The sequence below is a fragment of the Paenibacillus bovis genome, from assembly GCF_001421015.2.
GTDB lineage: Bacteria > Bacillota > Bacilli > Paenibacillales > Paenibacillaceae > Saccharibacillus > Saccharibacillus bovis.
The window spans coordinates 4,388,498-4,413,655 of sequence record NZ_CP013023.1; the positions used below are offsets into that span (position 1 = coordinate 4,388,498).

A 25,158-nucleotide genomic window follows, 5' to 3' on the forward strand; every position below is an offset into this window, starting at 1 on the left:
GATTTAGCTAAATATAGATGCTCTACTAATCGTTATTTAGCTGCTCCACTGCTTATATCCCAAAACAGCAAGATTCGGATTTGTACTTGAAATAAAAATACGGAATTTTTTATAATCATTTCGAGTTAATTTCATATATTGCTTTTGGACTTTGGAGCTTGGTTGGAAAGTCGCTACAAATACAGGTTCCCAGCCTTTATCAGTTTCAGTTTCCAGACTGAATACTACGTTTTGTTTATTTTGTCCTGGAAACGGAAATGCAGTGAACTGAACATCTGTTATTCCTTCTGCAGTAAAGCTTATCGTTGAATGTGGTGTGGATTCGGCAGTAAAACCAGAGATCGCATAATAAGGAAGATTCGGTACAGGATCTCCTGGCTGTGGCGGTTCAGGAATGGTGATCGGCCCTACCTGTACACTGCTTGGCTGCATAAAATTTAAAGCATTTTCTGCAAACGCAGTAGATTGACCTGGAATAGCCATAGTTAATGACAAACCCAAAGTCAGGGCTAAAACAGACATTTTTTGGGCCAGTGGTTTTAATGTTTTCATTATTCATCCTCACCTTCAATTATTAAAATAGTCAGCTCCTGTGAAGCTGTAATGCTTTGCTTTCACCTCTTTTCCTATGTATCTATCCCATATACATACGTAAATTACTTAACTAAATGAAGTACATCTTTAATATAGCACCTTTGGAAATAGATGGATATAAAAGGCTGTGAAATTTCTTCCATTCCTTTATACAGCCAAGCTATTTAGTTTCAACCTCCAATAACCGGGTAAGAAACATTTAGCTGCATATTTCCACTCTTTTCCAGTTGTTAGATGTAGTTTCTTTAATGTTCTTTATTCCTTCTGCCCCATTCTATTTTGTTTGCAACCACATACGTAAACGCCGAGAGGAGCAATATAATGACAGTTCAAAAAGTGCTTATTTCAGGTGCAAGTATTGCCGGTCTCAGTACTGCTTTCTGGCTGGGCAAAGCTGGCTGGGAAGTTACGATTATTGAACGTGCGAGTGCTTTTCGTGAAGGTGGACAGAATGTCGATGTGCGCGGAGTAGCGCGTGAACTTCTCCAAAAGATGGGCATCGAAGAGCAGGTTCGCAAGCAGACTACGACTGAAGAAGGTACTGCCTTTGTCAACGAAAAAGGACAGATCGTTGGCGCTTTTCCTGTAGAAGATTCGGATGGGCTCACTGCTGAAATAGAGATTTTACGAGGTGATTTGGCACGTATTATTCTGGATGCACTGCCACCCGGCATTTCGGTTCGTTATGGGGAGTGGATTGAACAAGTGACCGATCAGCATGAATGTGTCGAGATCACGCTGCATTCCGGACAAAAAGAACGATATGACCTGCTTATTATCGCAGAAGGCGTTCGATCCAAAACAAGAGACAAGGTATTCGGAGACCGTGTCTCCCGCAATGAACTGGGACTAAATATGATCTATGGAACGATTGAAAAGCAGGCTGGAGATGATCGGTGGTGGCGCTGGTATAATGCCGCAGGTGGTCGCCAAGTTTCGATTCGTCCAGATAATAAGGGAACCATGCGGGCAACGCTGGCTTTCAAAGATCGAGAGCGCAATCTGGCAGAGATTCCTTCCGATCAGGCTCGTGCTCAACTGCCAGATATTTTCATCGGAGCCGGTTGGCAGGACGAACGCGTAGTTAGCGGATTTGCTACCTCGAAGGATGTTTACTTTGATTATCTTACCCAGATTATGATGTCGACCTGGTCTGAAGGCCGAGTGTGTGTCACTGGCGATGCAGCATGGTGTGTTACCCCCATAGGTGGAGGTGGTTCATCGCTGGCATTGATTGGCGGATATGTTCTTGCAGCCTTTCTGTCCCAGTCCAGCTCCAACGGAGCAGAAGACCTGCAAAGTTGTCTAAGCAAGTATGAACAATGGATGCGCCCTATGGTGGATAAAGCCCAAAAGCTGCCTCCTGGAGCTCCGGATCTGTTTTTCCCTCAAAGCAAAGCAGGAGTCGGTACCGTGCAGATGGTGCTGCGGATTGCCAGTTTCGGTCCGCTGCGTAAGCTATTCGCCCATATTGGTCATGTGGCTGACAGCAAGGAGCAGCTCCCTGATATTCGGGTGGCTCAGACGACATCCTGATTGATGGTATAGCGACGTATAACTTTGTAGACATACGGACTTTGTTAGATTTAAAAAGCGGCTACATTTTCAGAGTATGATATTCTGGAAGTGCAGCCGCTTTTTTTATTTAAATGGGGTATTAACCTGTCACTTTACTTCTCGCCTTCATTTAAATAGGTGATTCCATGACCATGGATCAGCTTTTGCAATCCGTCCTGGTAATACGGCATCAACTGCTCCGCCTTCTCCAGATCCATCCAGACTAACTCGGAGATCTCATCATATCTTACTATTCCTTGATTTCCACCGCATATTTCGCTTTTGAATGTAATAAATAACACATGCTCCTGCTTGGCAGAAAATACACATTCATTGATCGCTACAATGCCATGAACGATAACATCCAGTCCGGTTTCTTCTTTGGCTTCTCGTATGGCTGCCTGTTCGAGGGATTCTCCCTTTTCCACAGCTCCTCCCGGCAAAGACCAGCGGTCACCCGCTTCATCGACATTTTTAACCATTAGCACTTTGGAATGAGTGGGATCGTTAATCAGACAATAGGCTACGTCGACTCTTTTCACTATATTTAGCATCCTTTCTGTAGAAGATTATATAGCGTGCTTTTCCGGTTATGTAGCTCTTATTTGTTGCTTTGCACAGGTATATTCAGATTACCTTGTACTATTCCAATAAAATTTCTATAAGCGATGTTCGCTGTCTTCGAGTACTATCGTTCCTTTTGGCATATTCCTACCGCTGTAGATCGTTATAATATAGTCTCCGGATGGAACTTGTGGGCCATTATCATTATTTACAAAGATTTGAGTGGTACCTGAGGCCACGGTAGCATTGAAAATAACTGTCTTTTTATTTTCATGTTGCACTTCAACTCTGTAATCTCCCTTTCCTGTGTTTTTTGCGTACAGTTTGATATTGGCATAGCCAACAGGGATTTGCCAACTTGCATAAGGATCGGGATCATTTTTCCCCGTGAGCTTCCATCCTGATTTATGATCTTGCTTTGTAAAAGGTACCATTCCAACAGAATGACTTACCGAAGCTGGGTTAGCAGCCGATGCTACTTTGCTGAATCCGGTCTCCACCTGAACCTTCGCCGGTTCACTGTCTTCTACTACAGTACCGGAACACCCAACGAGGAGCAGAACCGATAGAGCTGTGATCGCTGTTCCTTTTATAAATGAATAAGACATTTCATCCACCTTCCTTTTCTTCATTTTTTGATACTGTAATAATATAACATTATGTGGATTGCATATGTGAATATTGGAATTCCGAGATCAGGGTTAACACTGTAAAATGCAAGACCATTTCTGAATATACAAAAAAAGAAGAAGCCTGCACTAAAGCACAGATTTCTTCTTTTTGCTTTACGATCACTGAGATCGGCAGCATCTACCTTGTTTCCAGATGCTACATGAATATTCTAAAGTTCTCGCTTATTTATGCTTAATCCGCTTGTGGAGCGTAACGGGTAACGTCTACCGCTACATGTTCCAGCTTGGTTTTGCTTAACGAATGACCCGGAGCATAAATGGTAACGAATCGATCTTTCAGTGGGAATGTCAGCATATCCGTACCATTCACTTTGTACCATTTTCCTTTTACATTGTTGGAATTGGGAAGTGTAACAACCGTACCTTTGTAACTGTAGGAATCGTCACGCGGAGACACGGATACTCTCATATATTTGAAGATAAAGGTCACGCTGTCACCACCAACACCTACTTTTTTGAAAGCATCGCCGGTGATCATGCGCGAAGGGACATACGGTGTCTCGAATCCGTCAAATGCAGCAAATGCCTTTACAATTTGTTTATATTGAGCAGCCGTGTAAGGGATATCACTCAGGGAGAAATTCATCTTCTGGGAAGATGATGCAGAGCTTGTAGTGACAGCCGCTGTTGGTTTGCTGGTCGTGCTGGCCGCCGAGACGGTTGGAGTAGATACGGTTCCTGTCAAAAGTACACCTGCGGCGAGTGAAGCTGCTATCCATTGTGGGTAACGCATAATTATTCCATCTCCTTTGTATATGTGTTTTCTTGGTATGGACTTATCTTAACCGCTGAATGTATCGATCCTGGAACCGACTTGTATCCAACTTGTAAACTTGACGTTGCTATCTGCACAACTTACAATAAAACTATTTTAAAGGTGTTAAATATTTAATTTCGTATCATCACCAAGGGAGGCGAGCAAGCTGAACAAAACAGAGCGACTATCCGCGTTGGTCGGCTGCCAGATGCAGATGATCGTAGCAGGGCATGCCAAGTTAGTCGATGACAGTCTGTCGGCTCCACAATATCTGATTTTGCAAATGCTGGTTCGGCAGGGGCCGATGATCAGTACCAATTTTGTATCGGTGCTGGACGTTACCCCGGCCGCTATTACGAATCTGACCAATAAATTGGTGCAAAAAGGTTATATCGAACGCCTGCCTTCTACGCTGGATCGACGCCAGACACATTTGCAGGCGACAAAGCAAGGCCATGAAGCCGAACGTCGATTACAGGCACGTTACAAGGAACTGACTGCCGGATTATGGGATGATCTATCCGAGCAGGAGACCGATTTACTGCTGTCTGTATATGGCAAGATGGTTAAGCGTCTGCAAGAACGATTGAATTTCAAACTTGACTATATGCTGGACGAGGAGGATCACTAAATGGGTAGATTGGATCATAAAGTAGCGATGATTACCGGTGCAGCCGGAGGCATGGGCAAAGCAGATGCACTGCTGCTGGCCAGAGAAGGTGCAAAAGTAGCTATCTCCGATGTGCAGGAAGACAAGCTTCAGGAAGTAGTTGCTGAAATTAACCGCAGTGGCGGTGAAGCGATCGGTTTCCGACATGATGTAACATCAGAGACCGACTGGATTCGTGTCGTGGATGAGACTATAGACCGGTTTGGTCAAATCGATATCCTCGTAAATAATGCCGGAGTCTCCAATGCGACCAGCTTTTTGGATCTGACTCTGGAAGGCTGGGAGAAGACGATGGCGATCAACGTGAACAGTGTGTTTCTCGGCCAGAAATATGTTATTCCGCATATGATCAAATCGGGCGGCGGTTCGATTATTAATATTTCCTCGATTGCCGGTCTTACAGGCGGAAGCGGTACCGGTCCCTATACAGCCAGCAAAGGTGCTGTGCGGATGCTGACCAAAGCAACGGCGGTCGATTATGCCAAGCACAATATCCGGGCCAACTCTGTTCATCCCGGCTATATCGAGACGCCGATGACGACTGACTTGATGAAGGATGAACGGATGACACAATGGTTCCTGTCACAGACTCCACTGCCGCGACTGGGCAAAGCCGAAGATATTGCCAATGCGGTTCTGTTCCTCGCATCGGACGAGTCTTCCTATATTACAGGTGTAGAACTGCCGGTAGATGGCGGATATTACGCCAAATAACCATTGGGATACATTCTGAGGATACCTGTTGATATCAAAAAGGAGCTGGTCTTTGAGATCAGCTCCTTTTTGATAATGCGGCAATATGGCTTGTACCTTACAGGCAAAATGATTGATTTCCTATCTGCCTATACATCTGAGGCAGCATTTGTTTTACTGACTTAATTGGTCCACTGTTTGTATTCCATGACGATATAGTTCTCGTTGGTACTTGTAAGTACAAGGCGGAATTTCTTGTAGTCACTTCGCGGCAATTTCATCGTTTGCTGCTGTGTTTTAGAGCTGGGCTGGAATGTGCTGACGAATACAGGTTCCCATCCCTTTTCTGTTTCGGCTTCCAGACTGAACACTACACCCTGTTTATTTTGCCCCGGAAAAGGAAAGATAATAAATTGCACCTGCGTAATGCCTTCTGCTTTGATATCATTGGCAATAAGAGGTGAAGAAACAGAACCAAACGCACAATACATATCGTAATCCAGATGGAGTCCGGTATCATCAGGCTGAGACGATTCAGATAGGGCAGCAGAATTCACCTCTACACTGCCTGGCACAAGATTGGCAGGAATATTCTCAGCAAAAGCTGTAGACGACTGCCCTGGAATGAACAACGAAGAGCACAGACTCAGTGCCAGTGCAGCTACAGACAGATTTTTGAGCCGAAAAGCAGAATTTTTCATAATTTACCCCTCTCATTTTTCAATTATAGTATGCCTTATATGCCGAGCAATCTGACTGACTTTAGAAATCATCGCCCTTCTATGATAGTTTGTTTAAAACAATTAACTAATAAATAACACCAGTAATATATCACTTTTAGTAATAAATGGATATGATAATTTTTATCTGGCTTCCTGATCAATGTACGCTGTCTGAGATTGGTTAAATAGATCATCCATATGTACCAAGAATGCGATTATAAGTATCTTTTTGTTTCCTTTTAAAGAGTGCCTGTCATGTTCAGTTATTACATTTATACGCCTTATATTCTGTCTGGAAGCTCTTCATTCAGGAATCGTTCCAGCTGTTTGGGTGATGTAAATATGTAAACCTGCTTACCATTTTTCAACTGATCCAACTTCTTTATTATTTTCGGCCGCTGATCCCTGCGGTATCGCCAGATCCATTTTACAAAATTCAAGTCAAGCTTCTCCTCGCATCCCGCTGCCATATCAGGACGTGTCCTGCCTTTATACTGAAATCTCCGTTTGATAGCACGGAACAGACTGATACGCGTTGGATAATCCAGATAGATGATAGTATCTGCTTCCCGAAGGCGCATGTCCATCGTTCTCCCATAATTGCCATCGATAATCCATTCTTTTTGCGCTATCAGCTCTGCGAGCAATTGATCCCATTCTGCTGCGGGTGTAGGCACCCAGCCAGCTTTCCAGTGCAGGGAATCCAGATGATAGAGAGGCAGATTCAGCTTGGCTGCCAGCTTCTTGGACAAGGTAGATTTACCCGAGCCACCTGAACCTATGATCGCTATTTTTTGCATAATAACCCTCCATTCTTTTATATCATTTGTAGTCTTGATCCCCGATAATTACTCAGAAGAAAAGAACAGTTCTGCACCAAGCTTTTCTCCAACAGGAATAGACACTATCCACTATCTTTATCGCTCTCAGTACCAGAGGCACGTATGCAAAAAGCCGCTCCGCAGAGCGACCTTTATTGTTTTCCGACTGCCTTATTTGCCTGCTGCCAGTATAAATCTCTCCAGCGGAGCGGTATTGGTAATACTATGGTTACAAGCTTCATCATCGATACAAATATACTGCCCTGCCGAAGCAAAATTGTCAGGTCCGCTGCCTCGGGTTTTCACATTGAAAAATCCCAGTTCTCTGTGCCGATTGCAGAACATGCAGAAGCCGTTTTTGTTAGTAGAAGTAATCTGTCCCTCTATGCCGAGGAACTGCTCTCCATGTGGATATATAATATACAGCCGATTCGTAGCCACATCCATCCATCTTAGATACGTTGTACGTTTGTAATCGAGAGATGCCAGATCCGGCATTTTTAGCTTTTTCGATTTGGGAAAAAGCTTTTGAATCTGTTTGACTGTCACCTCCGGAAAAGGAATCACATGCGACTCCAGCTCATCCAGATAGCTTTGCAGATCGTAGGCTGCTTCCTGCTTGGACATCTGCTCCAGCAGATTTTTCTGCTCTGGCGTCAGTGAATCAAATGCATCGATAACATTCGTAACAGCTGTATCCTTGACGGTCTCCAGCACTTTGCGATCAGCCACTGTCCGCATCGTTTTCAGCAGAAAATCTGCTTGTTTGTGAATAATATTTAATTGATGATTATGAATAAATGGTGTTTGCATAGCTAACCGCCCCTTATTTGTATTGGATAATCTATAAGGTGCAAAGCCTGCACATGGTAACGAATAAAATAAACCGGGCGATATCCTTTATCGAAATACGAAATCGCGCCCTGCACAAAGACTCGCCCCTACTCAGGCTCTGCGCAAGGCCTCTCTAGTGAACGAGCAACACAGCACTGCTGCCAACATTGCCAACGGTATGACCCCCAATTCAGTAGTATAGGAAAAGTATAGCAGTATCGAATACACCGAATCAATTACGGATTCCATATATTCCCGTTTCTCTATGAATTAATGTTGACATGAACTATGGTTTAAGTTCTATCATGAACTTGTCGACGTTCTACATTCACCCTTGGAGGCCTTCATATGAAATATTATTCTATTGGCGAAGCAGCCGCTTATTTTGACATACCGGAATCTACACTTCGATATTACGAGAAACAAGGATTACTTCCGCTCATGGAGCGAGATGCTGCCGGAAGACGGTTGTTCTCGGAAGAGCAGATGACCCTGCTCAAAATCGTTATCCATCTTAAACACACACATATGCCTATTCGTACGATTAGACAGTATGTGGATTGGGTTATTGAAGGAGACCACACTACCGGATTGCGGCTTGAGATGATGCAACAACACAAGCAGTCCGTGCTGGATGAAATCTCTGTGATGCATACTGCTCTCAATGGTATCGACTCCAAAATCGCCCGCTATCTGAATCGTATGGAACATCAAAACACCTAGAAAAGAGGAATCTGCATGCAGCTTACTGGAAATACCATATTGATTACCGGCGGCAGTGCCGGTATTGGACTGGCGTTTGCCGAACGTTTTTTACAACTTGGGAATAAAGTAATCATCTGCGGACGGCGTGAAGAAGCGCTTAATAGCGCTCAGGCCAAATATCCGGATCTGATTACCCGAGTGAGCAATCTGGACAGTGAATCCGAACGTATTGCTTTGTTTGACTGGGTCACAACCGAGTACCCGGATGTAAATGTACTGGTCAACAATGCCGGGATTCAGCAGCGGTTTAATGTACTGACCACAGATGCACGGAATCACTGGAGCGATTTCAGTAAAGAGATCACGACCAATATGGAAGCTCCAATCCATCTGGCGATGCTGTTTGCACCATTTCTGGCAGCCCAGCAACAGGCCGCGATTCTTAATGTTACTTCCGGTCTGGCGTTTACGCCTTTTGCGATTGCACCTATTTATTCCGCTACCAAAGCGGCGATGCATTCCTTTACCATGAGCCTGAGACATCAGCTGGGGGATACAGCGGTAGAAGTCATCGAGATTGCACCACCAGCAGTCAATACCGACCTGGGTGGCGCGGGACTGCATACGCATGGCGAGCCTCTGGATGCTTTTGCAGATGGGATTTTTGCAGGACTAAAAGAAGGATTGTCCGAAATTGGATACGGCACTTCGGTAGACCGACTGCGCATGTCGAGGGATGATATCGACAAGTACACCGAGCAGATGTACCATTCCACCAAGAATATGATTGAATAACAGGAAGCTTGTGATATGAAAAAAACTCGCCTGTATTCGGGCGAGTTTTTTCACTTCATCGATTGTTTGATCTTCTCTCTGTTTCCTGCATATCTTCCTCATCCTATATCTATCGCTTAGGTATTCCAGACATTTTCCGTGTATAGTGTGGGTTCTAGTATGTTTTACTGCTTTTGCCAACTGCTATCCATCTTCTGTCAATATCCTCAAACACAAACTCCTGATTATTATAATCTGTTCTGACCAGTGGTCTTACAATGGCCACTCCGCATTCTCTCAAACTTTTTCCCGTATCCGGACTTGGGAACATTTGAAGACAATTTGTAAACACTACTATTCTTCCTTCTATTTCGAAATTGTACGAATACGTAACATTTTCAGAATATGATTCGTCCATCCATTGTGCCGATCAAAGGCGGCCCAATTTTCGAAAGATAAAGGAGACTCTACTTATGAAAAAACGTTCTGCTTTTCTTTGCACTTTAACCATCGCGCTAGCGCTCGGTGGAACAACAGCCTCCCCTATTGCTTCCACAACACATGCGGCTGCAGCCAAACAATCTCTGACTTTTGTAGGTGGTGGCTCCTATTACGGACAGGTCGAAAATGGGAAAGCCCATGGCAAGGGCACAGTCAAATGGCCCAATGGCAAAACCTATTCCGGCAGCTTTGTAAATGGGTTGCGCTCAGGGACAGGGAAATACATAAACGAGTACAGCGATTCTGATTACCGCTATAAAGTCGTATATAACGGTTCCTGGAATAATGATCGGATGAATGGTGATGGTACTTTAACGGAACAACGTTTTCTGAAAAAAAATCATATGGTCTCGAACCAAATCCAGACTGGCACATTTAAGAACAATGCGCTGCTGTCCGGCTACAGTGTTACACGTGCCGAAGCCGATCCGGAATACAGCTTCACTTACCAGACTAATAACACGACGCTGAATGTATTGGAGAATCAGGGGAATCTGCTCCCACTCTGGAAAAAAGGCAGCCTGTTCAGTGTAACGTACAAAAGGGGGACTACATCACACAGCTATTCCCTATTCCCTGAAGAATCCGCCAAAAAAGAACGTGAACGTCAGGCATCGATCAAATACCTGAAAGGCATCACTACACAGGTAACGCCGCATTTGCAACAGTTTGAGCAGCTGTCCAAACAGCTCTCTTTGAAATAAAGAGTCCGCCTTCGTAGTTGAAGCCGACTTTGCAAATATGGATGGCTATGATGCACTAGTTGGAAAAGGCAGCCGAATGTATTCGCATTCCGGCTGTTTTTTATATTTCCATTTTTAGACTTCGTTGTACTTTATTCTGTTTATGATGAATATCCTATTAGCGATCCTCATTATAAGTATCTTGCTTTATCAACTGTTGTAATGCTTTTTCATTGATTCCTCGCTGAACGAATTGGAAGCTTCTACCTGTCATTCGCTGTGTACGATCTATGATCTGTCCCAGATGCTAGCCTGTATGCTCTACCAGATGATAAATATCATACATATTCACAGTTGCCGTCTGATGAATGACTTGTTCGAACTCTCTGAATGTACTCTCCAGTAGAGCCAGCAGCTCACTTCTACTAATATTCAGATCGGTAAACGTCGACTCGATACCAGTCTCATATCGGATCTCTGGGGTCAACATTCTCTGAGCATTACGCCTGATATGCTCTACGATATGTACCATAATTCCGCCTATGCTATTAGCTGCTCCGGCTTCTCGGCTCCATAGCTGGTCTTCCTCCAGGGAATTGAGAGCAGTACATAGTTTCGGATAATAGTGATTGACTATCCGGTATTTGGAGATAATTTTAAATTCCAATAATGGGTTCATCTACAATCGCTCCATCCCAAGCTGTAAAATAATACATTTTTCTATGGAATTCCCAACTCCCAATTGCCGATTAATCGATCTTTATGGGCTGTAGCAGATGCTCTATATCATACTGCTCGAATAACTTCTGCAGCTCTTCGCTTGTTACTCTTACAAACTCTTCTACTCTTTCCAACGTAAAATAAATCGGAACAATATATGGCTCATTCGCAGCATCATTCAACCACTCGATCTTCATATCACGATACTTGGTTACTTCGGAGACTGTTACCAGAGGCTCTACCGCATAACCCTCTGCTTGCAAAAGCATAGATACTGGGTCATCCCCCTGCTCCTGTGCTATCCGCTGCAGTTCAAATTCAAGCTGTGCCGCCTCCTGATGGTAGGAGTGCCGTATGTCCTCACCGCGATACTGTTCTTTGTACTCTGCATACAGATGGTGCGTCCATTTCATATCGGTATAGATATGCGTAAAGTAACCTACAATATAGTCTTTCCATTCTACCTGAGGACGCTCATCAAGATAGGACTGCAGCGTCTGCATAATCAATGCTGGGCTGGCAAGTTGATCATTCTGTACCAGATGTGTTCGACCTTTCTCTTCTCGAGTGGTCTGTCCTCTTGCATGCAGTGAATCCGGCGCAATGCTGCCAAGCAGTAGATACGGTGTAGGCTTACCTGCATAGAGCTGATTAGATACGGCAAAATGAACCATGGGCCATGGCATATGTATTCCCCCTGTAATTGAGTAATGGATATAAACCGAATAATGCGATTCTCTATCCTTCTATCAGTTGGCTCCAGAATGTTATGTATTTTATTTTGGCGTCATCCAATTCGCTCTGCGCTTTAAGTCTATATTCGATTTTAAAATACTCTTCCAAATTACTTCCGTAGTAGATAATATCCGTCTGATGCACAGATAATACCGGATTCCCCACTTCTGCCGGAGTCGACGGAATATACCGATGTCCATAAACAGGGATCAATGGAGGAACTTTTAAATACTCTTGGCAGGCTATTTTTTTGGCTTCCTCCAGATGATTCGGTCTTGCTCCCCAGGAATGATGCCAAAACTGGTTATGCTCAATATCAAATAATATTCCTTCCAAAGGTGCATCCAATTGTCTGCGAATAGCAGCCATCGTAGATTTAGAAAAATCCCGCCAAATAGGAAATGAACGGCCTATAGGCAGCACATATTGCAGCAATTCCCGTAAATCTGGGGGAAATTGAATATTATAGATACTCTCTATCTGACTGACTTCTTTATCAGAAAGGCCAGGTGCCAGAGTGATTTGATGATCTCGAAGTAATTGGTATATGGCTTTTATATTCATATTTCCTCCCGATCCCTTCCAAATGTCACTCTGAAACGTACTTATATGTATCGTCGATTCGGATGTATCCATTTATTTGTTCCCGTGTTCTTTGAAATATACCGGATCTGTTATAGTAATTGCCTTCCGCCGTAATAATATATTCTCTTTTTCTTCTTACTACAATTCCAATATAATCATTCGGTCCATTCTCTACAACATTGTCAAATACAATAAGATCTCCTCGTTCCTGTACAAAAGAACTTTCGCTGATCGGATGATAGAACCCATATAGCTGTCCCCATTGCATCCATGCTTCTACCCAGGCAAAGTTACGCGTAACAGGTGCTGCATATCGGACAGGCAGCTTAATATCAGCTTCTATACAGCAGTGATAGACAAACGCAGCACACCAATCAAAACCTATATGTGGATCTTCTCTGGGAAAGTACCTAAGAATCGGCTCCAGATCCGGCCCATATTTATGTTCGTTTCCTATTAAAGGCTTTGAAGCTAATTGTTCAGCAACGGCAGCCAAAGTCTCTCTTCTGCTCATCACATTCCCCTTTTCCGAATATAACACTCGTTTGTTATTCGTCTCTATTATGACTATGCGCCTGATTAGTTCGAAGCCAATCCACCATAAAGTCAAACAATTCCATCGAATACCGATGATCACTGCTACAACAAGGCAGTTCCTGTTGAATCTGCTCTACATTACTCTCAATATCCACTGAATTCACAAAACATACCAGTCCTGGACAGAACGTATTCAAAGCCTGAAAATATCGTTTTTGTGGTTCGATAAATTTCAGGTTTAATTCAAAGCCTCTTCTTAACCGCGTCGCATCATTAGCCTTTCTGTCCCGAAGATTCTGCTCCTCGGTATAAAGAATAAAATACTTGTCAGGAAATCCAATTTTCTGCCGGCTTATAAACGGTCTATAAAATCGCTCTACAAAGTCGAGACTCTGTCCATCGAACAACGTAAAGTCAAATGACCAGTTATACCAAAAGGGCTGAAACAAATCGATATCGATAATCACCTGTGTAGTCGCTTCTTGCCTGGTGGCCATATTCCACCGATCCACCTGTCGTTCGAAAAACCATTCGGGATAGATGGGCTCCGGCTTTTCCCAACAAGCAGCGATTTCGGGAATATGAAGAGCGTTGTTGCGAATCGCAAGCGCAGCTGAAGTAGTTGTTTTTCCTGCTGCACTTGCTCCTTCTATACTGATAATGGTCACTTCCTGCTCCTCCTTTCCTATGTAGTATTGTGCTGCTTTGTCACAAGATTAGACTCTATGAATGACAGCAAATCATCTTACTCAGCAGCTATTCGATCGCCTTGTGTATTGGGCTGAGAGATCACAAGAAACTCCAGACCGCTGTCCGAATGGTTAAATACCTGATGCAGTAACAATGCTGGTACTTCGATCCCTTCATGTGCACTCAACTGATACTTTGCACCATCTAATTCAATCGTCATTATGCCAGACAGAACAAAGAAAAATTGCTCGGCTTTATTATGGAAATGTCTTGCCTCACAAGTACCTGCAGGCATATGTTCATGGATAATACTTTTATTCGCTTTATCCACTAATCGCCATCCATCACAATTTTCGCCCCATTTGTAATGAGGTGCGTTATGTTTGCTAATCATCTGCTCGCCTGCTTTCATCTGATATGTATTTGGATCATGATTATTTAAAAAGCTTCACTCTATTTCCTCTCCTTTTAGTATTTCCTTTGCATTCTGGTTTACCACAAACCAGGTTGTCACCTCGCCCTTTATATTAGAATTCTAGGCTTTGCTTTATTAAATCACATCCATTATGCTTGTTATCTGTTTTCAATTTAAAAGTCGTCATTCAGTAAATCTTAGATATGTGAATTACAGATCTTAAAATCGGGTTCATCTATGATGTTAAAACAGAAGATAATATAGATGATTTTATAAATTATTCAACGTAAAATTCTTCTCTAACCATTCTCATAATATCTTCCTGAGTCAACTCAAAACCATGCCAATAATTATTTTGAAAAAGGATTCCTTCGATCTGTGCATTATAAAATTCTACTGAACAAACTCCGTTACCTATAAACTCAGCATTTGTTAAATCGGTGTTTTTAAAGCTGCAGGTCTTGATATTACAATCAATAAATTTGGCATTTCTAAAACTTGATCCGGAAAAATCTACCGCCATGCCACATTCTTTAAATACGATATCATCGCATACTTCACCTTTTACTTCTCCAATATCCAACACCTCGATCCGACAAAAGTTCTTCTGTCCTGATCGAATGTATCCAAGAAGTTCATTCACTGTTATTTCTTTATCTTGAAGCATCTTTACCTACCACCATTCCATCGTTTTTCTCATTCATTTAATCAGTCTTATTTTAAATACTTTTAAGGATTTTTGTTATATCTTCTTTGCATGTTTTAATATTATACTCAGAATTATCTATCTTTGCCTTGCTTATATTGAGTAAATCAAAAATCTCCAGTTCGATATTCTTCCGCTCTTCGAGAACCTGTATCGTTCCACCCAATCCATAATACCCTTTCGCTTTGCCTAATCCCTGCTGGGTATAATAATCAATAAACCCATCAGACCATGTTTTCGGTCTTTCCCGTACTGCTTTTTCAAACACAGATCGAATATCCGGTTGATCAATATAGATGATCAACGGATGTAGTGGTTTCATAAGCTCTCCCAATTGCATCACATAATCAATAACTTCCTGCTTCTGCACATTGTATTTCACTGTACCTGCGGTAAGCGGGTTCTGTATAAAGCAGCATTCGAAGACAAATATAGAGTCACTAATCAATGCTTCTCGTTGAAAGCGATCCCATTTATCTGTAATAATTCTCCTATTCTGCTCAAAAGGCAGCTCGTAAATATCTTTTTGGGATAATTCATTCCACAGCTTATCCAGCTCATCCAATCCCAACTCATTCTTTATTTTTTGGTAAGGAATCAAGCAATCATTGCCATTCTGAATCACTCTACTTTTCAATAATTCCGCGTATTCCTCATATGTAGATAACAGCTGATCTAGTTCCTTCTCTGTATAACAAGCAACACTCTCGTAATCCGCAGGATGCTCCAGGTGTCCCTCCTGGAATAGTTGAACGTTCATTCCCTGTTCCCCAAGCATGTCTGTTATAAGCTGTGAAATGGTGGATTTCCCCGAGCCGGGCAGTCCTTCGACCATAATCAATTTGGTGTTCATTTATTGTCCCTTTCCCGTTGGGTGCATCTTCATTATTTGCCCAATAATTAGTAATAAAAAAATGCATTAAAATTCGATCAGACACGACCGTCACATCCGGAAGGCTCCTGTCTTTTATTGATCTACCATATACTTGATGACCGGATAGGAAATCAGGTTTCGGTCTCTGTACGTGGAAGTGATAATATCACTATGCGTACTCAGAATTCCATTTTGCAGTAACACCGGTCGAAATCCTCTTTCTGTCGCTCCATTATACGTGAACAATACGCAGTGCTCTGCTGCAAGACCTGCAATAATAATCAATTCAACATGATGATCCAACAGAATTTGTTCCAGATCGGTTTGCCAAAAAGCGTTGGAATACTCTTTGGTTACGGTCAGATCACTCTCTTCCATGCGAATACCCGGAATAAATTCATATTCTTCCTGATTGGATTCCTCACGCCCTTCTATGTCCTGGATGTGTACGACAAGATGGTTATGAGAACGAAGCAGATCTGCAACATAATTGATATATTCACAAGCATGATCTACCAGTCGCTGCTCCACTTGGTTATGCAAATGAATCTTTTGCATATCAACAATCAGAAATGCCAGGCTCATTTCATCCACTCCTCTAGAATAAGATATATCTCGCTTGGTCCAATTATACATACTATTTACCGCAAATTTCCAAATGTTTTTTGAATTATGATCGATTTTGGGTAGCATACCACTTCAGCGCCCGCATCTCCATGTCCTGTACAAAAGGCTTTTTGGCTTGGCTGTAGCCGCTCGTATCCTCATAACGCTGTGCCAGCTCTTCTTTCATTGCGTTGTAACATTTTACTTCTTCGGGATGCATCCGAAGATAATCCCGTACAATCAGATGTCTGGATATATGCGGGTTATTCCACTGGTATATGTGAATATGATGCGTCCGCTGCTCTCCACCTTTGCGAAACAGACGTCTTCCTGGTATTCCCCATTCTCCTGCTGCATCGTATCCGAGTGATACCATTCGGGTACTGAACCTATCGATCGTCTCAATGTCCCGAACCATAATCATCATATCAATAACCGGCTTTGCTTTCATTCCCGACACTGCTGTACTGCCAAAATGCTCAAAGCAAATGATTTCCTACCCAATATGGCTTTCAGTAGTCGGATCTCATCCTCATACATCTTCACCCAGCGAGTATCGTATTCCATAAGACGCACCTTCATAAATGCTCCTCCTTCTATCGGTTATCGAACAAAACGACGACATGTAGCAAATAGTTAGTCATATGTAGTACAAGTACATGTCTCTATTAAAAAATATCCCTTTCTCTGGGCTGAATAGGCTTCGAAAAAGGGATATAACACAATCATTATCTTTTATAGGAATAAAGCAATCATATGAATAAGGCAAACTTCTATTATCGCTTGTAGTCAGGCTCTTCCATCGGTATCGGATTCGGATTACGGAGCACCCATTGTACAGCTAGCTCACACAATATTTCAGCTTCAATATCGTTGTCTCCGTTACGCAGATGTTGAACTAACTCTTCTGCTTCCTGGATGACAGTAGCGTCCAATGGCTTCCCCAAATTAAAGTAACGAATCAAGCTGCTAAGCATTTTGCGAAATTGATTATCCCAGTTACCGCCTCCGTTATCCCTAATTTCATAAAGGACTTTACCGGTAATCCGGATCACTTCACCCTGAACCGTCTGCGCATGTCCCTTGGATGGAATCAGCCATTTCCACAGTTCATCATGCTGCTCCCGCCAAGTCTGTGTAGAGACGGTGATCGGGGAGACACCATCATGCATTTTCCGCTTCCCAATCGGTGCAACATCGAACCGCTCATACAGATGCTGCAGTGCCTTATCCGTTTGTTCTACAGAATCTTTGTTAAATCCTTCCCGATGGAATTCGAATTCTTTACCGATATTTTGAACAGAATCTTTCATTGTTGGGGTGACGGCTGCTCCCGCAGCAAGCAGCAGATCCGCTATTTCTGCCATATCGGAAATATTATTATTTCTGCAGTATGCCAATCCTTTTTCAAGTGGAGTCTGCCCCATGCCATTTTTGGCATTCACATTTGATCCACGAGCGAGCAGTACACGAACCGCCTCGGGTTTGTAAGAGGATACTGCAGCAAACAACGGCGTCTCGCCGCGGTAATCCAATGCTTCCAGATCTGCACCCAACTCCAACAGCAACTCGGTATGCCCACACCAGCTCATGGCATGACTGTGCAGAGGCGTTTTTTTGTAATTATCGACCGCATTGATATCAGCACCCTGTTCGACAAGCCAGCGAACCAACTCGGCCGGCACATTGTAGAAGCTCAGCGCTGTTGATTTGCTGTAACCGCCTCGGGCATCCAGTTCACATAAGGTAAATACCTCTTTCAAAGCCGATAGATCGCCAGCTTCAATAAGCTCCTCAAAGTTTTTGGGCAATGTTTTTTTCTTCCGTGGCATATGTAATGCTCTCCTTTATCGGAATTTATACTCAAGTATGATTTGTGGCGATTGCTTGCCGAGTAAATCCTGTTCAAGTATTTGTGACTGTTTGACACCCAAAATATGTGCATAGTCGATTGAATTCAATGTCTGGATCGTTATTATACATATTTTTCTTCCTTTAACCAGCGTTCATTCGATCGGTGTCTTCCCAGCTGCACGGTATCGAATTCGTCTCGGTCATCTGTTCTGGTTACGCACAGTTGCTGCAGTGATTTATTTATAGCATTCCTACTCAAAGTTTCTTCAAAAATAATATCGGATGCCTCCCATACTATTGCATTCTGTGTACCTACACCCCCGAAATATTCTGCCTCAATATAGGCTGTTCTAGCAATCTTGGAGAAATCAGAACACAACTGTTTGAGTGCATCAGTCAGATATTCATAATCCTGTACCTTGGTTATTTGCTCTTTATTGTTTCATCGTAAAAATCATCACTTATCGGTATAGCGATTATATTTGGATACAGCTCGATCGCGCAAATATTATAATATTTCCCTTTATAGGCATCCCAAGCTTCGATCGAAGTCAGAATTCCATTAAAATAATATCCCATGTTTGAATGCACCTTTCGTTATGCCAAATTGGCTTTTACAGCCTTTCAGCCTATTCTTCTGCATCTTCTATTCCATCGAATCGCTCTGCAAACTGCTGATATACTTCCTCGGGATTCAGCCGTTTCGCGGAGTAATCTTCTACTTGCTCTGCCTCATCATCGTCTGTAACCGATACGAACAAAGTTAAGCTGCTGCGTGGTATGCTCGCAAATACACCTTCCTCATCCAGCTTCTGTAGTGCCTGGGTAGCCGCCTCATAAAACGCTGCACGGGATTCGTCACTATAGTCTTCCCTGTTCAGTAACATATTACTGACTTCAACAAGGCGCGAACGTCCCAGATCGCTGTCACTATATCCCCATTCGTCCGGCATCCAGCGCAATGTTGGATGATCCGATGAATAACCTCCGTCCATTTCCCGATTATAGTATTCCACTCGTCGCTGCAGGGATTCCTCGGTATTCATGCCCAGATATACGGTACCCGCATCGCTGTCTGTGACCAACGCAACCGCATACAGTCTCTCTGCGCCTATATGTTTAATCAATTCCGTACAGTCTGCACGTAACGCGTCTACCATTTGTTTTTGAAATATCTCGAAAAAGTGTTCCATTTTATTATTCCTCCTGTTTATCCGATTAGTTTTCTTTGATCGTTATCTATCATGCATATCCGGTAGCAATATATCCATCCGGTAAATGTAGCTGTCGAATCATCTCTAGCTCTTTAAGAACATGTTCGTTCATTTTATATTGTGTTTAATATTTGGATAAAATAAAGATGTTCCTTCTCAATTCTCAGCGACCTAAAGCTGCAGCATAGTAATTAATTCATCATGGCAAATCTCGCCATTATCCCGAAAGCCAAAACTTTCATATAATTTTCGGGCTGAAGTATTGTCAGGGCTGTATGGAATCCAGCAGTATTCCGCAGGTCCGGCTGGATATGTACGAATAAATTCAATTATTCTCTCCATAGCTTTCCGTCCATATCCTTTATTTTGGTATTGTTGATCGATCATTAATCGTAATATACAGTAATTTCCTTCTGCTATCCGGGGAAGATCGTATCCGGTAATTCCATAGGTAATCATCACAAAACCAACTGGCTGTTCTTCTGCATAGATCGCCAGCGGAAATGGATTCCCTCCATTGATCGAAAGCACATAACACGAAGCTACACTCGACAAATTGGATGCCACATACTTCTTCTGCTCCTCCAAGACTTCCAGATTAAAGATATCACGTCTATTTTCCAATGTAATCTTTCGTAATGTGATCATGCGGATATGTACCTCATTTCTGGATTAACAATCATCTGCTGAAGTCCTAGTATCTTGAACGACAATGACAAATAGCTTTGGCCAAATTCATATATAACTATAGTTTTTTGGACATGATCAATTCCAAAGGTTCATTGTCCTGCAGTAAACATCCAGCATCCTGATAGCCCAGCTTTCTATAAAAGTGCTGTGCCTCTTCATTGGATTGGGTAGATGTCATGACTACTGTAAATCCCTGTTCTCGCATGAGGTCTTCCCAATACTTCACCACTTGAGCGCCATATCCCCTGCCCCGATATTCTTCATCAATCCACATCATATTCATAAATGGAGTATTGTCCCAAAAATAATTAAAGCGCATCCATCCGATTTCTCGATCCGCCTCTCGCAAAATATAAATCTCATTTCTATGGATCTTAGCTTCGACTAGCTCTTTGGCAATATGGTGATCTCTAGTCACAATAAAATCATAGTCAGTATCGACAGCGATATCTATTTTCACGGTGGGTCTCCTCGCTTCACATCATAAGATAGTCTATTCTCTCCCGGTCGTAATCCAGGATCCAATCATTAAATGTGGTATATAACGATTTCAACTCGCTCTTATTATTCGCGATCACATCAAGCCCTCTATCATCATACATGTGCCAGATTGTATGACGTTTGGGATTTAGCAAAAATATATCATCACGGATAAATGGCTGTATAGCAAAATCCTGATTGCCAATGGCCCTTATCAAATGGGAATTATTCACTTCGGACCATAGGCACTGTATGCAGAATGTCTGGGAATAGCCAACAAGAGTTCCATCATCTTCGTCATACTGCGGGGATTCATCATACAACTGCACTCTTCCCTCGAGATCACCTTTAATATACGAAGCGGAAAATACGGAATCACCGACTTGAAAATCTACAAACGGTTCTACATATTTAAAAGTCTGGACCAGTATGATCACTTCATCTTTTTCATCAAATAAAGCTTCTACAATCAAATTGGCGCGCAGATGAACCGTCATGAAGTATTTGGGGTCATCCACCCCACGATAAGGTACTCCCAGTTCAAATCGAATGCCTACCGGTGCGTTATAAAACAAAGGACACTTTATTTGTATATTTTTAAAATAGGTTGCTAAATAGGTTTTTATATCAAAACTCATCGAATCAGCCTCTTATCTTTCCTATTCATCAGCATGAGCTACCGAATCTTTCTTTATTACGAATGTTATAAAATGAAAAAAATCCTCGTCTACATCATGTTGGTTGTTTCTTGAATGTCTTTAACAGGAGAGCCGGGATGTCTCTGCTTAATTATTTACTTCGTGTAAATGCGTTCAACAATTTAATAACTACTTCTCTCGGACATCTTATCTTTTATTCTATACCAACAGATCACTTGATGACATCGCAACGTATTGGCGAGGTATTTCAATAACTTAAATACATCCAGCAATATCATATAAGAACACACAAATTCATTTTCAAAAGGAGATCAGGATGAGACTGTTTGAACTGCTGCTTTTTGTTTCCATTATCGGATTGTTTACTTTGAGCATTGTGTTGAGAAAAGATCGCCGCAGAGTACCGCTCTTCATTGCAAGCGGCATTACTGCACTGGTTTTAGCCATTCAGTGGATAATAGAAGGATACAGAATTCAGCTGCTTTTCCTGTATAGCATCACGATCATTTGTTTAGCAATTTCGGCATATGCCTATTTCCGGAAAGCAGTTCCTTGGAAAATCCCGCGAATCTTGCGGGGTATAGCTTATAGCGCTATGGCAGTCAGCCTGGTTATCACGGCAGGACTGCTGTACGCTTTCCCTCTATTTCAATTACCACCGCCTACTGGTTCATTCAAGGTAGGCACACAGGCTTTTCACTTCGTGGATACGAATAGAAACGAGACTTTTGGCGAAACCGGAGACAGCAAGCGGGAATTGATGGTTCAGGTATGGTACCCGGCTCAAGCAGGTGCCGGTGATTATGCTCCCTGGATTCCGGACACCCGGATTTTGGATTATATGGTAGCAGACTATGGTCTTCCTGATTTTACTTTTCAGCATCTGAAGTATGTATCCAGTCATTCGTACACAGGCGCCGTTATCTCTCCAGAGCAGGATGCCTATCCTCTGATCCTGGTAAATCCCGGTAATGGTTCTTCCAGGTTCCTCCACACCTCGCAGGCCGAGGAGCTTGCCAGTAACGGCTATATCGTAGCAGTCATCGACCATACCTATAATACATTTGCAACCGAATTTCCGGATGGAGAAATCACGACCAGTACTACTAATCAATTATTCTCACCTGACCATGACTACCCGACCGAACGAAGCAATCGCGATAAATTGGGAAAAGTGCTGACGGATGATGTATCTTTTACACTGGATCAATTGGAGTTGATCCAATCCGGACAGATCACAAGTAAGCTTCAGGGGAAAATAGATCTCGATCATATCGGCGTATTCGGTCATTCGATTGGTGGTGCAACCGCTTATGATGCTTCTTTTGATCCACGGATTACGGCCGGAATCGACTTGGATGGCGGACTCTATCGACTCCACGATCGACAGCAGCTGCACAAGCCCTTTTTATTTATCACCTCACAAAGCGAATTCACAAAATTAAAAAGAGTGCGTGAAAACAAGCCTTATACGGATGTAGAGATTGAGCAAATGGGTTCAACCAGAGAGTGGGAAGATCAGGTGGCAGCAGATAAAAAGTTGGAACTGCAACGAATGCGCGAGACTATTAGTGAAGGAGGACAGGTTCTCTATATCGAGCATACCGAACATTTGAATTTCACCGATGTTCAGTTCATTTCTCCACTATTCCGCATGGTAGGCATTACCGGGCACATTGCACCGGAGAGAGCGAATATGGTGATTAATGCCTATATGCTGGATTTATTTGATCTGTATCTGAAAGGGCGGGAGGGGAACTTGATGCAAGGTCCTGATCAACGCTTCCCGGAGGTCAAGTTTGGAACTGCGCTTCTATAACAATTCTGCATTCCTGACCCTGTTGAATGCTGGAATCTTTGGTTCTGTCAGAGCAGAAGTATATGTTTTATGTATCCCCCTGCTCTGATAGGGTCCGTTTTTTGCATCTCTTTTACATCCTTTTATGTATCCGGTAATTCTTCACAGTTAGCTTTCCTCTATACTTCTTGGATTTCCGTCTTCTTTTAGTACGTTAACCTTGGCATCTCTAACCGGACTAATTGCATACCAGAATCTCTTTCCTTCTTCAACTTCAATAATTGCTGCTTGTTCATCACCTACATATATTTGGGCAATGGAAGGATCACTGATTGTGCCTGAATATATAAAAGGAACTTGATTCATTGAAGACCATTTGATTGGAGAATCCCACCTGGCGCCTCTTGTCTGTCTCCATTTCCAATCATGATTTTCTTTTTCAAAATAAGCTATGAATATTTGTTCACCATACTCATGGGTCTCTTCAAAAATTACCAGTGCATCTTCTTTATGTACTACATTAAATTCTTTGTGAACCAGATGGTACGAGTAATTCTTCTCTCCAATATGCATATCCCGCATCTCTTTACGAAAAAAATCCTCAACTGTTTGCTGCTGGGAGCAGCCCACGATCAACAAAAGCAAACATGCCGCTGCATATAACGTTCTCATTGTATGCGTTCTCCTCTAAATCATTGATGGTAGTACGCCGGCGGATGATAACTTGTCATGCCTTTTGGTATCGAACGGTACTGCTTTTAAAAGATTACTCATTTAGAAATGTCATATATATGTGTACAAGTTGATTTAAAATCTCAACACTTTCTTTAACGTCATCGGTTTCCAGGGAATGCTTGGCATGAAGTATTTCAAACACTTTAATCTCTGTATCCATCTGGCTTACCCAATCAGCATTAAACATTTGGTCTTCGGTTCCGTATACAACCACTCCGCTCCACTTGTTAATATAATGAATCGTATCTTTTAAAGGTGTCAAAAATAAATGTTTGACTGAAATTCCAAGTCTCTGATGGACTTCTCCTGCAATCACTGTACCTAGACTCTTACTGATAAAGACAACTTGATCGTATTTGCCAATCACTTGTTTTACGGACTCATAGCTATCGTCTACTAATCTTTGCAGATCGTTCATGTCCAATTCGGTTCTTGCTGCCTGATACCCATATTCCAATGCCATCAAGTCAAAACCACTCTGCATAGCAGAAGTTCCTGCAAAATGTAAAACAGACTTGTTACATGGATAATTCATCCCGGGGAACAGTACAACCAACTTTTTGTTTCCTTCATAAAGCTGATAATATTTTTGTTGCAGATCTATTTCCCAAAAGGATGGTACCGTTAAAATCTCCAATTTCATCGCATTTCACCCTTTCTTCTCAATTAAGAAAAGTTGTCTTTAGATTCATGGTGTAGCTTGTACAAATGTAATGTGTTCCTTGAAAAAAAGCCCAAACGATCTTCAGCGTAGATTCACGAAGTGCTGGATATGATTGCTGTTTGTTAATTGGAGTAGTTCACTCCGCAGTACTTCCGGATAGACTTCTAGGTCTTGCAATTCATCCACAGGGAACCATTTGAAAATAAGTCTTCCCTCATCTTCTATTCCAGAAAATTCGTCTTCATACGTTGTGATCTCATGTCCTTCCGGGAAGGAAACGAGGTAGTAAAAGCCTATTTCATGAAACTGCATGCTGTCATATTCAAAGAAATCTTCATTGATAAAAAGCAGCTTTGGACTTCCCACTTCAACATCCAGCTCCTCTTTGATTTCTCTAAGGATCGCCTGCTCTGTCGACTCGTTGAATTCAACACGTCCTCCTGGAAGATTCCAGAAGTCGTCCTTTACTGTAGTATGTAATAAAACCCGATTGTCCTGTATAGCAATGCCGGCGACTCTGAAATTAAATTTATTATTTCCTTTTTTGAATGTAATCATACGAACCACCTTTCAGTATGGGATATCCATCATTTTGAATGTATATTTACCCTATATTAAATTCTCATCTC

The 25,158-nt window shown here is 42.4% G+C and carries 31 protein-coding genes and 1 pseudogene; 7 read left to right on the forward strand and 25 right to left on the reverse strand.

The window, feature by feature from the left end:
- Positions 1–36: 36 nt before the first annotated feature.
- Complete coding sequence (locus AR543_RS18620; protein ID WP_060535900.1) at positions 37–552, reverse strand: hypothetical protein; 516 nt, start codon at positions 550–552, stop codon at positions 37–39.
- A gap of 363 nt (positions 553–915) precedes the next feature.
- On the opposite strand from AR543_RS18620, the gene AR543_RS18625 reads away from it, so the two are divergent.
- Positions 916–2,130 carry an FAD-dependent monooxygenase gene (locus tag AR543_RS18625; RefSeq protein WP_060535901.1) on the forward strand — a complete coding sequence of 405 codons (1,215 nt, stop codon included), beginning with the start codon at positions 916–918 and terminating at the stop codon, positions 2,128–2,130.
- Positions 2,131–2,264: 134 nt separating this feature from the next.
- On the opposite strand, the gene AR543_RS18630 is transcribed toward AR543_RS18625, so the two are convergent.
- From AR543_RS18630 to AR543_RS18640, 3 genes are all read right to left on the reverse strand, one after another.
- Positions 2,265–2,693, reverse strand: a complete 429-nt coding sequence (locus tag AR543_RS18630; protein WP_060535902.1) for an NUDIX hydrolase — start codon at positions 2,691–2,693, stop codon at positions 2,265–2,267.
- A 117-nt stretch (positions 2,694–2,810) separates the two neighbouring features.
- Positions 2,811–3,323, reverse strand: a complete 513-nt coding sequence (locus tag AR543_RS18635; protein WP_060535903.1) for a hypothetical protein — start codon at positions 3,321–3,323, stop codon at positions 2,811–2,813.
- A 256-nt stretch (positions 3,324–3,579) separates the two neighbouring features.
- Positions 3,580–4,140: a hypothetical protein gene (locus tag AR543_RS18640; protein ID WP_060535904.1), complete on the reverse strand. Its 561-nt coding sequence runs from the start codon at positions 4,138–4,140 to the stop codon at positions 3,580–3,582.
- A 232-nt stretch (positions 4,141–4,372) separates the two neighbouring features.
- On the opposite strand from AR543_RS18640, the gene AR543_RS18645 reads away from it, so the two are divergent.
- Both AR543_RS18645 and AR543_RS18650 read left to right on the forward strand, forming a co-directional pair.
- On the forward strand, positions 4,373–4,795 hold the full coding sequence (locus AR543_RS18645; RefSeq protein WP_227871778.1) for a MarR family transcriptional regulator: 423 nt from the start codon (positions 4,373–4,375) through the stop codon (positions 4,793–4,795).
- Positions 4,796–5,548 carry an SDR family NAD(P)-dependent oxidoreductase gene (locus AR543_RS18650; RefSeq protein ID WP_060535905.1) on the forward strand — a complete coding sequence of 251 codons (753 nt, stop codon included), beginning with the start codon at positions 4,796–4,798 and terminating at the stop codon, positions 5,546–5,548.
- Between the two features lie 161 nt (positions 5,549–5,709).
- Here AR543_RS18650 and AR543_RS18655 read toward each other — a convergent pair whose 3' ends face one another.
- From AR543_RS18655 to AR543_RS18665, 3 genes are all read right to left on the reverse strand, one after another.
- Complete coding sequence (locus AR543_RS18655) at positions 5,710–6,228, reverse strand: hypothetical protein (RefSeq protein WP_060535906.1); 519 nt, start codon at positions 6,226–6,228, stop codon at positions 5,710–5,712.
- A 302-nt stretch (positions 6,229–6,530) separates the two neighbouring features.
- Positions 6,531–7,049: a DNA topology modulation protein gene (locus AR543_RS18660; protein ID WP_060535907.1), complete on the reverse strand. Its 519-nt coding sequence runs from the start codon at positions 7,047–7,049 to the stop codon at positions 6,531–6,533.
- Between the two features lie 192 nt (positions 7,050–7,241).
- Positions 7,242–7,883, reverse strand: a complete 642-nt coding sequence (locus AR543_RS18665) for a FusB/FusC family EF-G-binding protein (protein ID WP_060535908.1) — start codon at positions 7,881–7,883, stop codon at positions 7,242–7,244.
- A 369-nt stretch (positions 7,884–8,252) separates the two neighbouring features.
- Between AR543_RS18665 and AR543_RS18670 the strand changes: the two genes are divergently transcribed.
- The 3 genes from AR543_RS18670 (at position 8,253) to AR543_RS18685 (ending at position 10,588) form a co-directional block, all read left to right on the forward strand.
- Positions 8,253–8,627 (forward strand): MerR family transcriptional regulator, encoded by a 375-nt coding sequence (locus AR543_RS18670; RefSeq protein ID WP_060535909.1) that lies wholly within the window; start codon positions 8,253–8,255, stop codon positions 8,625–8,627.
- Between the two features lie 15 nt (positions 8,628–8,642).
- Positions 8,643–9,404 (forward strand): SDR family oxidoreductase, encoded by a 762-nt coding sequence (locus AR543_RS18675; RefSeq protein ID WP_060535910.1) that lies wholly within the window; start codon positions 8,643–8,645, stop codon positions 9,402–9,404.
- A 452-nt stretch (positions 9,405–9,856) separates the two neighbouring features.
- Positions 9,857–10,588, forward strand: a complete 732-nt coding sequence (locus AR543_RS18685; RefSeq protein WP_060535911.1) for an MORN repeat-containing protein — start codon at positions 9,857–9,859, stop codon at positions 10,586–10,588.
- A gap of 286 nt (positions 10,589–10,874) precedes the next feature.
- Here AR543_RS18685 and AR543_RS18690 read toward each other — a convergent pair whose 3' ends face one another.
- The 15 genes and pseudogenes from AR543_RS18690 to AR543_RS18760 form a co-directional block, all read right to left on the reverse strand.
- The gene (locus AR543_RS18690; protein WP_227871779.1) at positions 10,875–11,246 is read right to left on the reverse strand and encodes a DinB family protein; all 372 of its coding nucleotides are present in this window, start codon (positions 11,244–11,246) and stop codon (positions 10,875–10,877) included.
- Between the two features lie 70 nt (positions 11,247–11,316).
- Entirely contained in the window at positions 11,317–11,973 is a 657-nt protein-coding gene (locus AR543_RS18695) for a hypothetical protein (RefSeq protein WP_060535912.1), read from the reverse strand.
- A 52-nt stretch (positions 11,974–12,025) separates the two neighbouring features.
- Positions 12,026–12,586, reverse strand: coding sequence for an SMI1/KNR4 family protein (locus AR543_RS18700; protein WP_060535913.1), 561 nt, complete (start codon positions 12,584–12,586; stop codon positions 12,026–12,028).
- A 25-nt stretch (positions 12,587–12,611) separates the two neighbouring features.
- Positions 12,612–13,121 (reverse strand): CHAP domain-containing protein, encoded by a 510-nt coding sequence (locus AR543_RS18705; protein WP_060535914.1) that lies wholly within the window; start codon positions 13,119–13,121, stop codon positions 12,612–12,614.
- Positions 13,122–13,155: 34 nt separating this feature from the next.
- Positions 13,156–13,812, reverse strand: coding sequence for a hypothetical protein (locus AR543_RS18710; protein WP_060535915.1), 657 nt, complete (start codon positions 13,810–13,812; stop codon positions 13,156–13,158).
- A 77-nt stretch (positions 13,813–13,889) separates the two neighbouring features.
- Complete coding sequence (locus AR543_RS18715) at positions 13,890–14,246, reverse strand: cupin domain-containing protein (protein ID WP_227871780.1); 357 nt, start codon at positions 14,244–14,246, stop codon at positions 13,890–13,892.
- A 280-nt stretch (positions 14,247–14,526) separates the two neighbouring features.
- The gene (locus AR543_RS18720) at positions 14,527–14,916 is read right to left on the reverse strand and encodes a pentapeptide repeat-containing protein (protein WP_060535917.1); all 390 of its coding nucleotides are present in this window, start codon (positions 14,914–14,916) and stop codon (positions 14,527–14,529) included.
- Positions 14,917–14,968: 52 nt separating this feature from the next.
- Positions 14,969–15,808 (reverse strand): P-loop NTPase family protein, encoded by an 840-nt coding sequence (locus AR543_RS18725; protein ID WP_060535918.1) that lies wholly within the window; start codon positions 15,806–15,808, stop codon positions 14,969–14,971.
- A gap of 114 nt (positions 15,809–15,922) precedes the next feature.
- Entirely contained in the window at positions 15,923–16,414 is a 492-nt protein-coding gene (locus AR543_RS18730; protein ID WP_060535919.1) for a cysteine hydrolase family protein, read from the reverse strand.
- An 85-nt stretch (positions 16,415–16,499) separates the two neighbouring features.
- Positions 16,500–17,017, reverse strand: a pseudogene (locus AR543_RS18735) (GrpB family protein).
- Between the two features lie 194 nt (positions 17,018–17,211).
- Entirely contained in the window at positions 17,212–18,267 is a 1,056-nt protein-coding gene (locus AR543_RS18740; protein ID WP_060535920.1) for an ankyrin repeat domain-containing protein, read from the reverse strand.
- A 651-nt stretch (positions 18,268–18,918) separates the two neighbouring features.
- Complete coding sequence (locus tag AR543_RS18745) at positions 18,919–19,482, reverse strand: DUF4303 domain-containing protein (protein ID WP_060535921.1); 564 nt, start codon at positions 19,480–19,482, stop codon at positions 18,919–18,921.
- A 192-nt stretch (positions 19,483–19,674) separates the two neighbouring features.
- Complete coding sequence (locus tag AR543_RS18750) at positions 19,675–20,151, reverse strand: GNAT family N-acetyltransferase (RefSeq protein ID WP_060535922.1); 477 nt, start codon at positions 20,149–20,151, stop codon at positions 19,675–19,677.
- Between the two features lie 97 nt (positions 20,152–20,248).
- Positions 20,249–20,653, reverse strand: a complete 405-nt coding sequence (locus AR543_RS18755; protein ID WP_060535923.1) for a GNAT family N-acetyltransferase — start codon at positions 20,651–20,653, stop codon at positions 20,249–20,251.
- 16 nt (positions 20,654–20,669) lie between these two features.
- Positions 20,670–21,311, reverse strand: a complete 642-nt coding sequence (locus tag AR543_RS18760) for a DUF3885 domain-containing protein (protein WP_060535924.1) — start codon at positions 21,309–21,311, stop codon at positions 20,670–20,672.
- A 337-nt stretch (positions 21,312–21,648) separates the two neighbouring features.
- Between AR543_RS18760 and AR543_RS18765 the strand changes: the two genes are divergently transcribed.
- A complete protein-coding gene (locus AR543_RS18765; RefSeq protein WP_060535925.1) occupies positions 21,649–23,151 on the forward strand; it encodes an alpha/beta hydrolase family protein in 1,503 nt (500 codons plus the stop codon).
- Positions 23,152–23,298: 147 nt separating this feature from the next.
- On the opposite strand, the gene AR543_RS18770 is transcribed toward AR543_RS18765, so the two are convergent.
- The 3 genes from AR543_RS18770 to AR543_RS18780 form a co-directional block, all read right to left on the reverse strand.
- Positions 23,299–23,802 carry a hypothetical protein gene (locus tag AR543_RS18770; protein WP_082472278.1) on the reverse strand — a complete coding sequence of 168 codons (504 nt, stop codon included), beginning with the start codon at positions 23,800–23,802 and terminating at the stop codon, positions 23,299–23,301.
- A 94-nt stretch (positions 23,803–23,896) separates the two neighbouring features.
- Positions 23,897–24,508, reverse strand: coding sequence for an alpha/beta hydrolase (locus tag AR543_RS18775; RefSeq protein ID WP_060535926.1), 612 nt, complete (start codon positions 24,506–24,508; stop codon positions 23,897–23,899).
- 102 nt (positions 24,509–24,610) lie between these two features.
- Positions 24,611–25,087 (reverse strand): NUDIX hydrolase, encoded by a 477-nt coding sequence (locus AR543_RS18780; RefSeq protein WP_060535927.1) that lies wholly within the window; start codon positions 25,085–25,087, stop codon positions 24,611–24,613.
- Positions 25,088–25,158 lie beyond the last annotated feature (71 nt).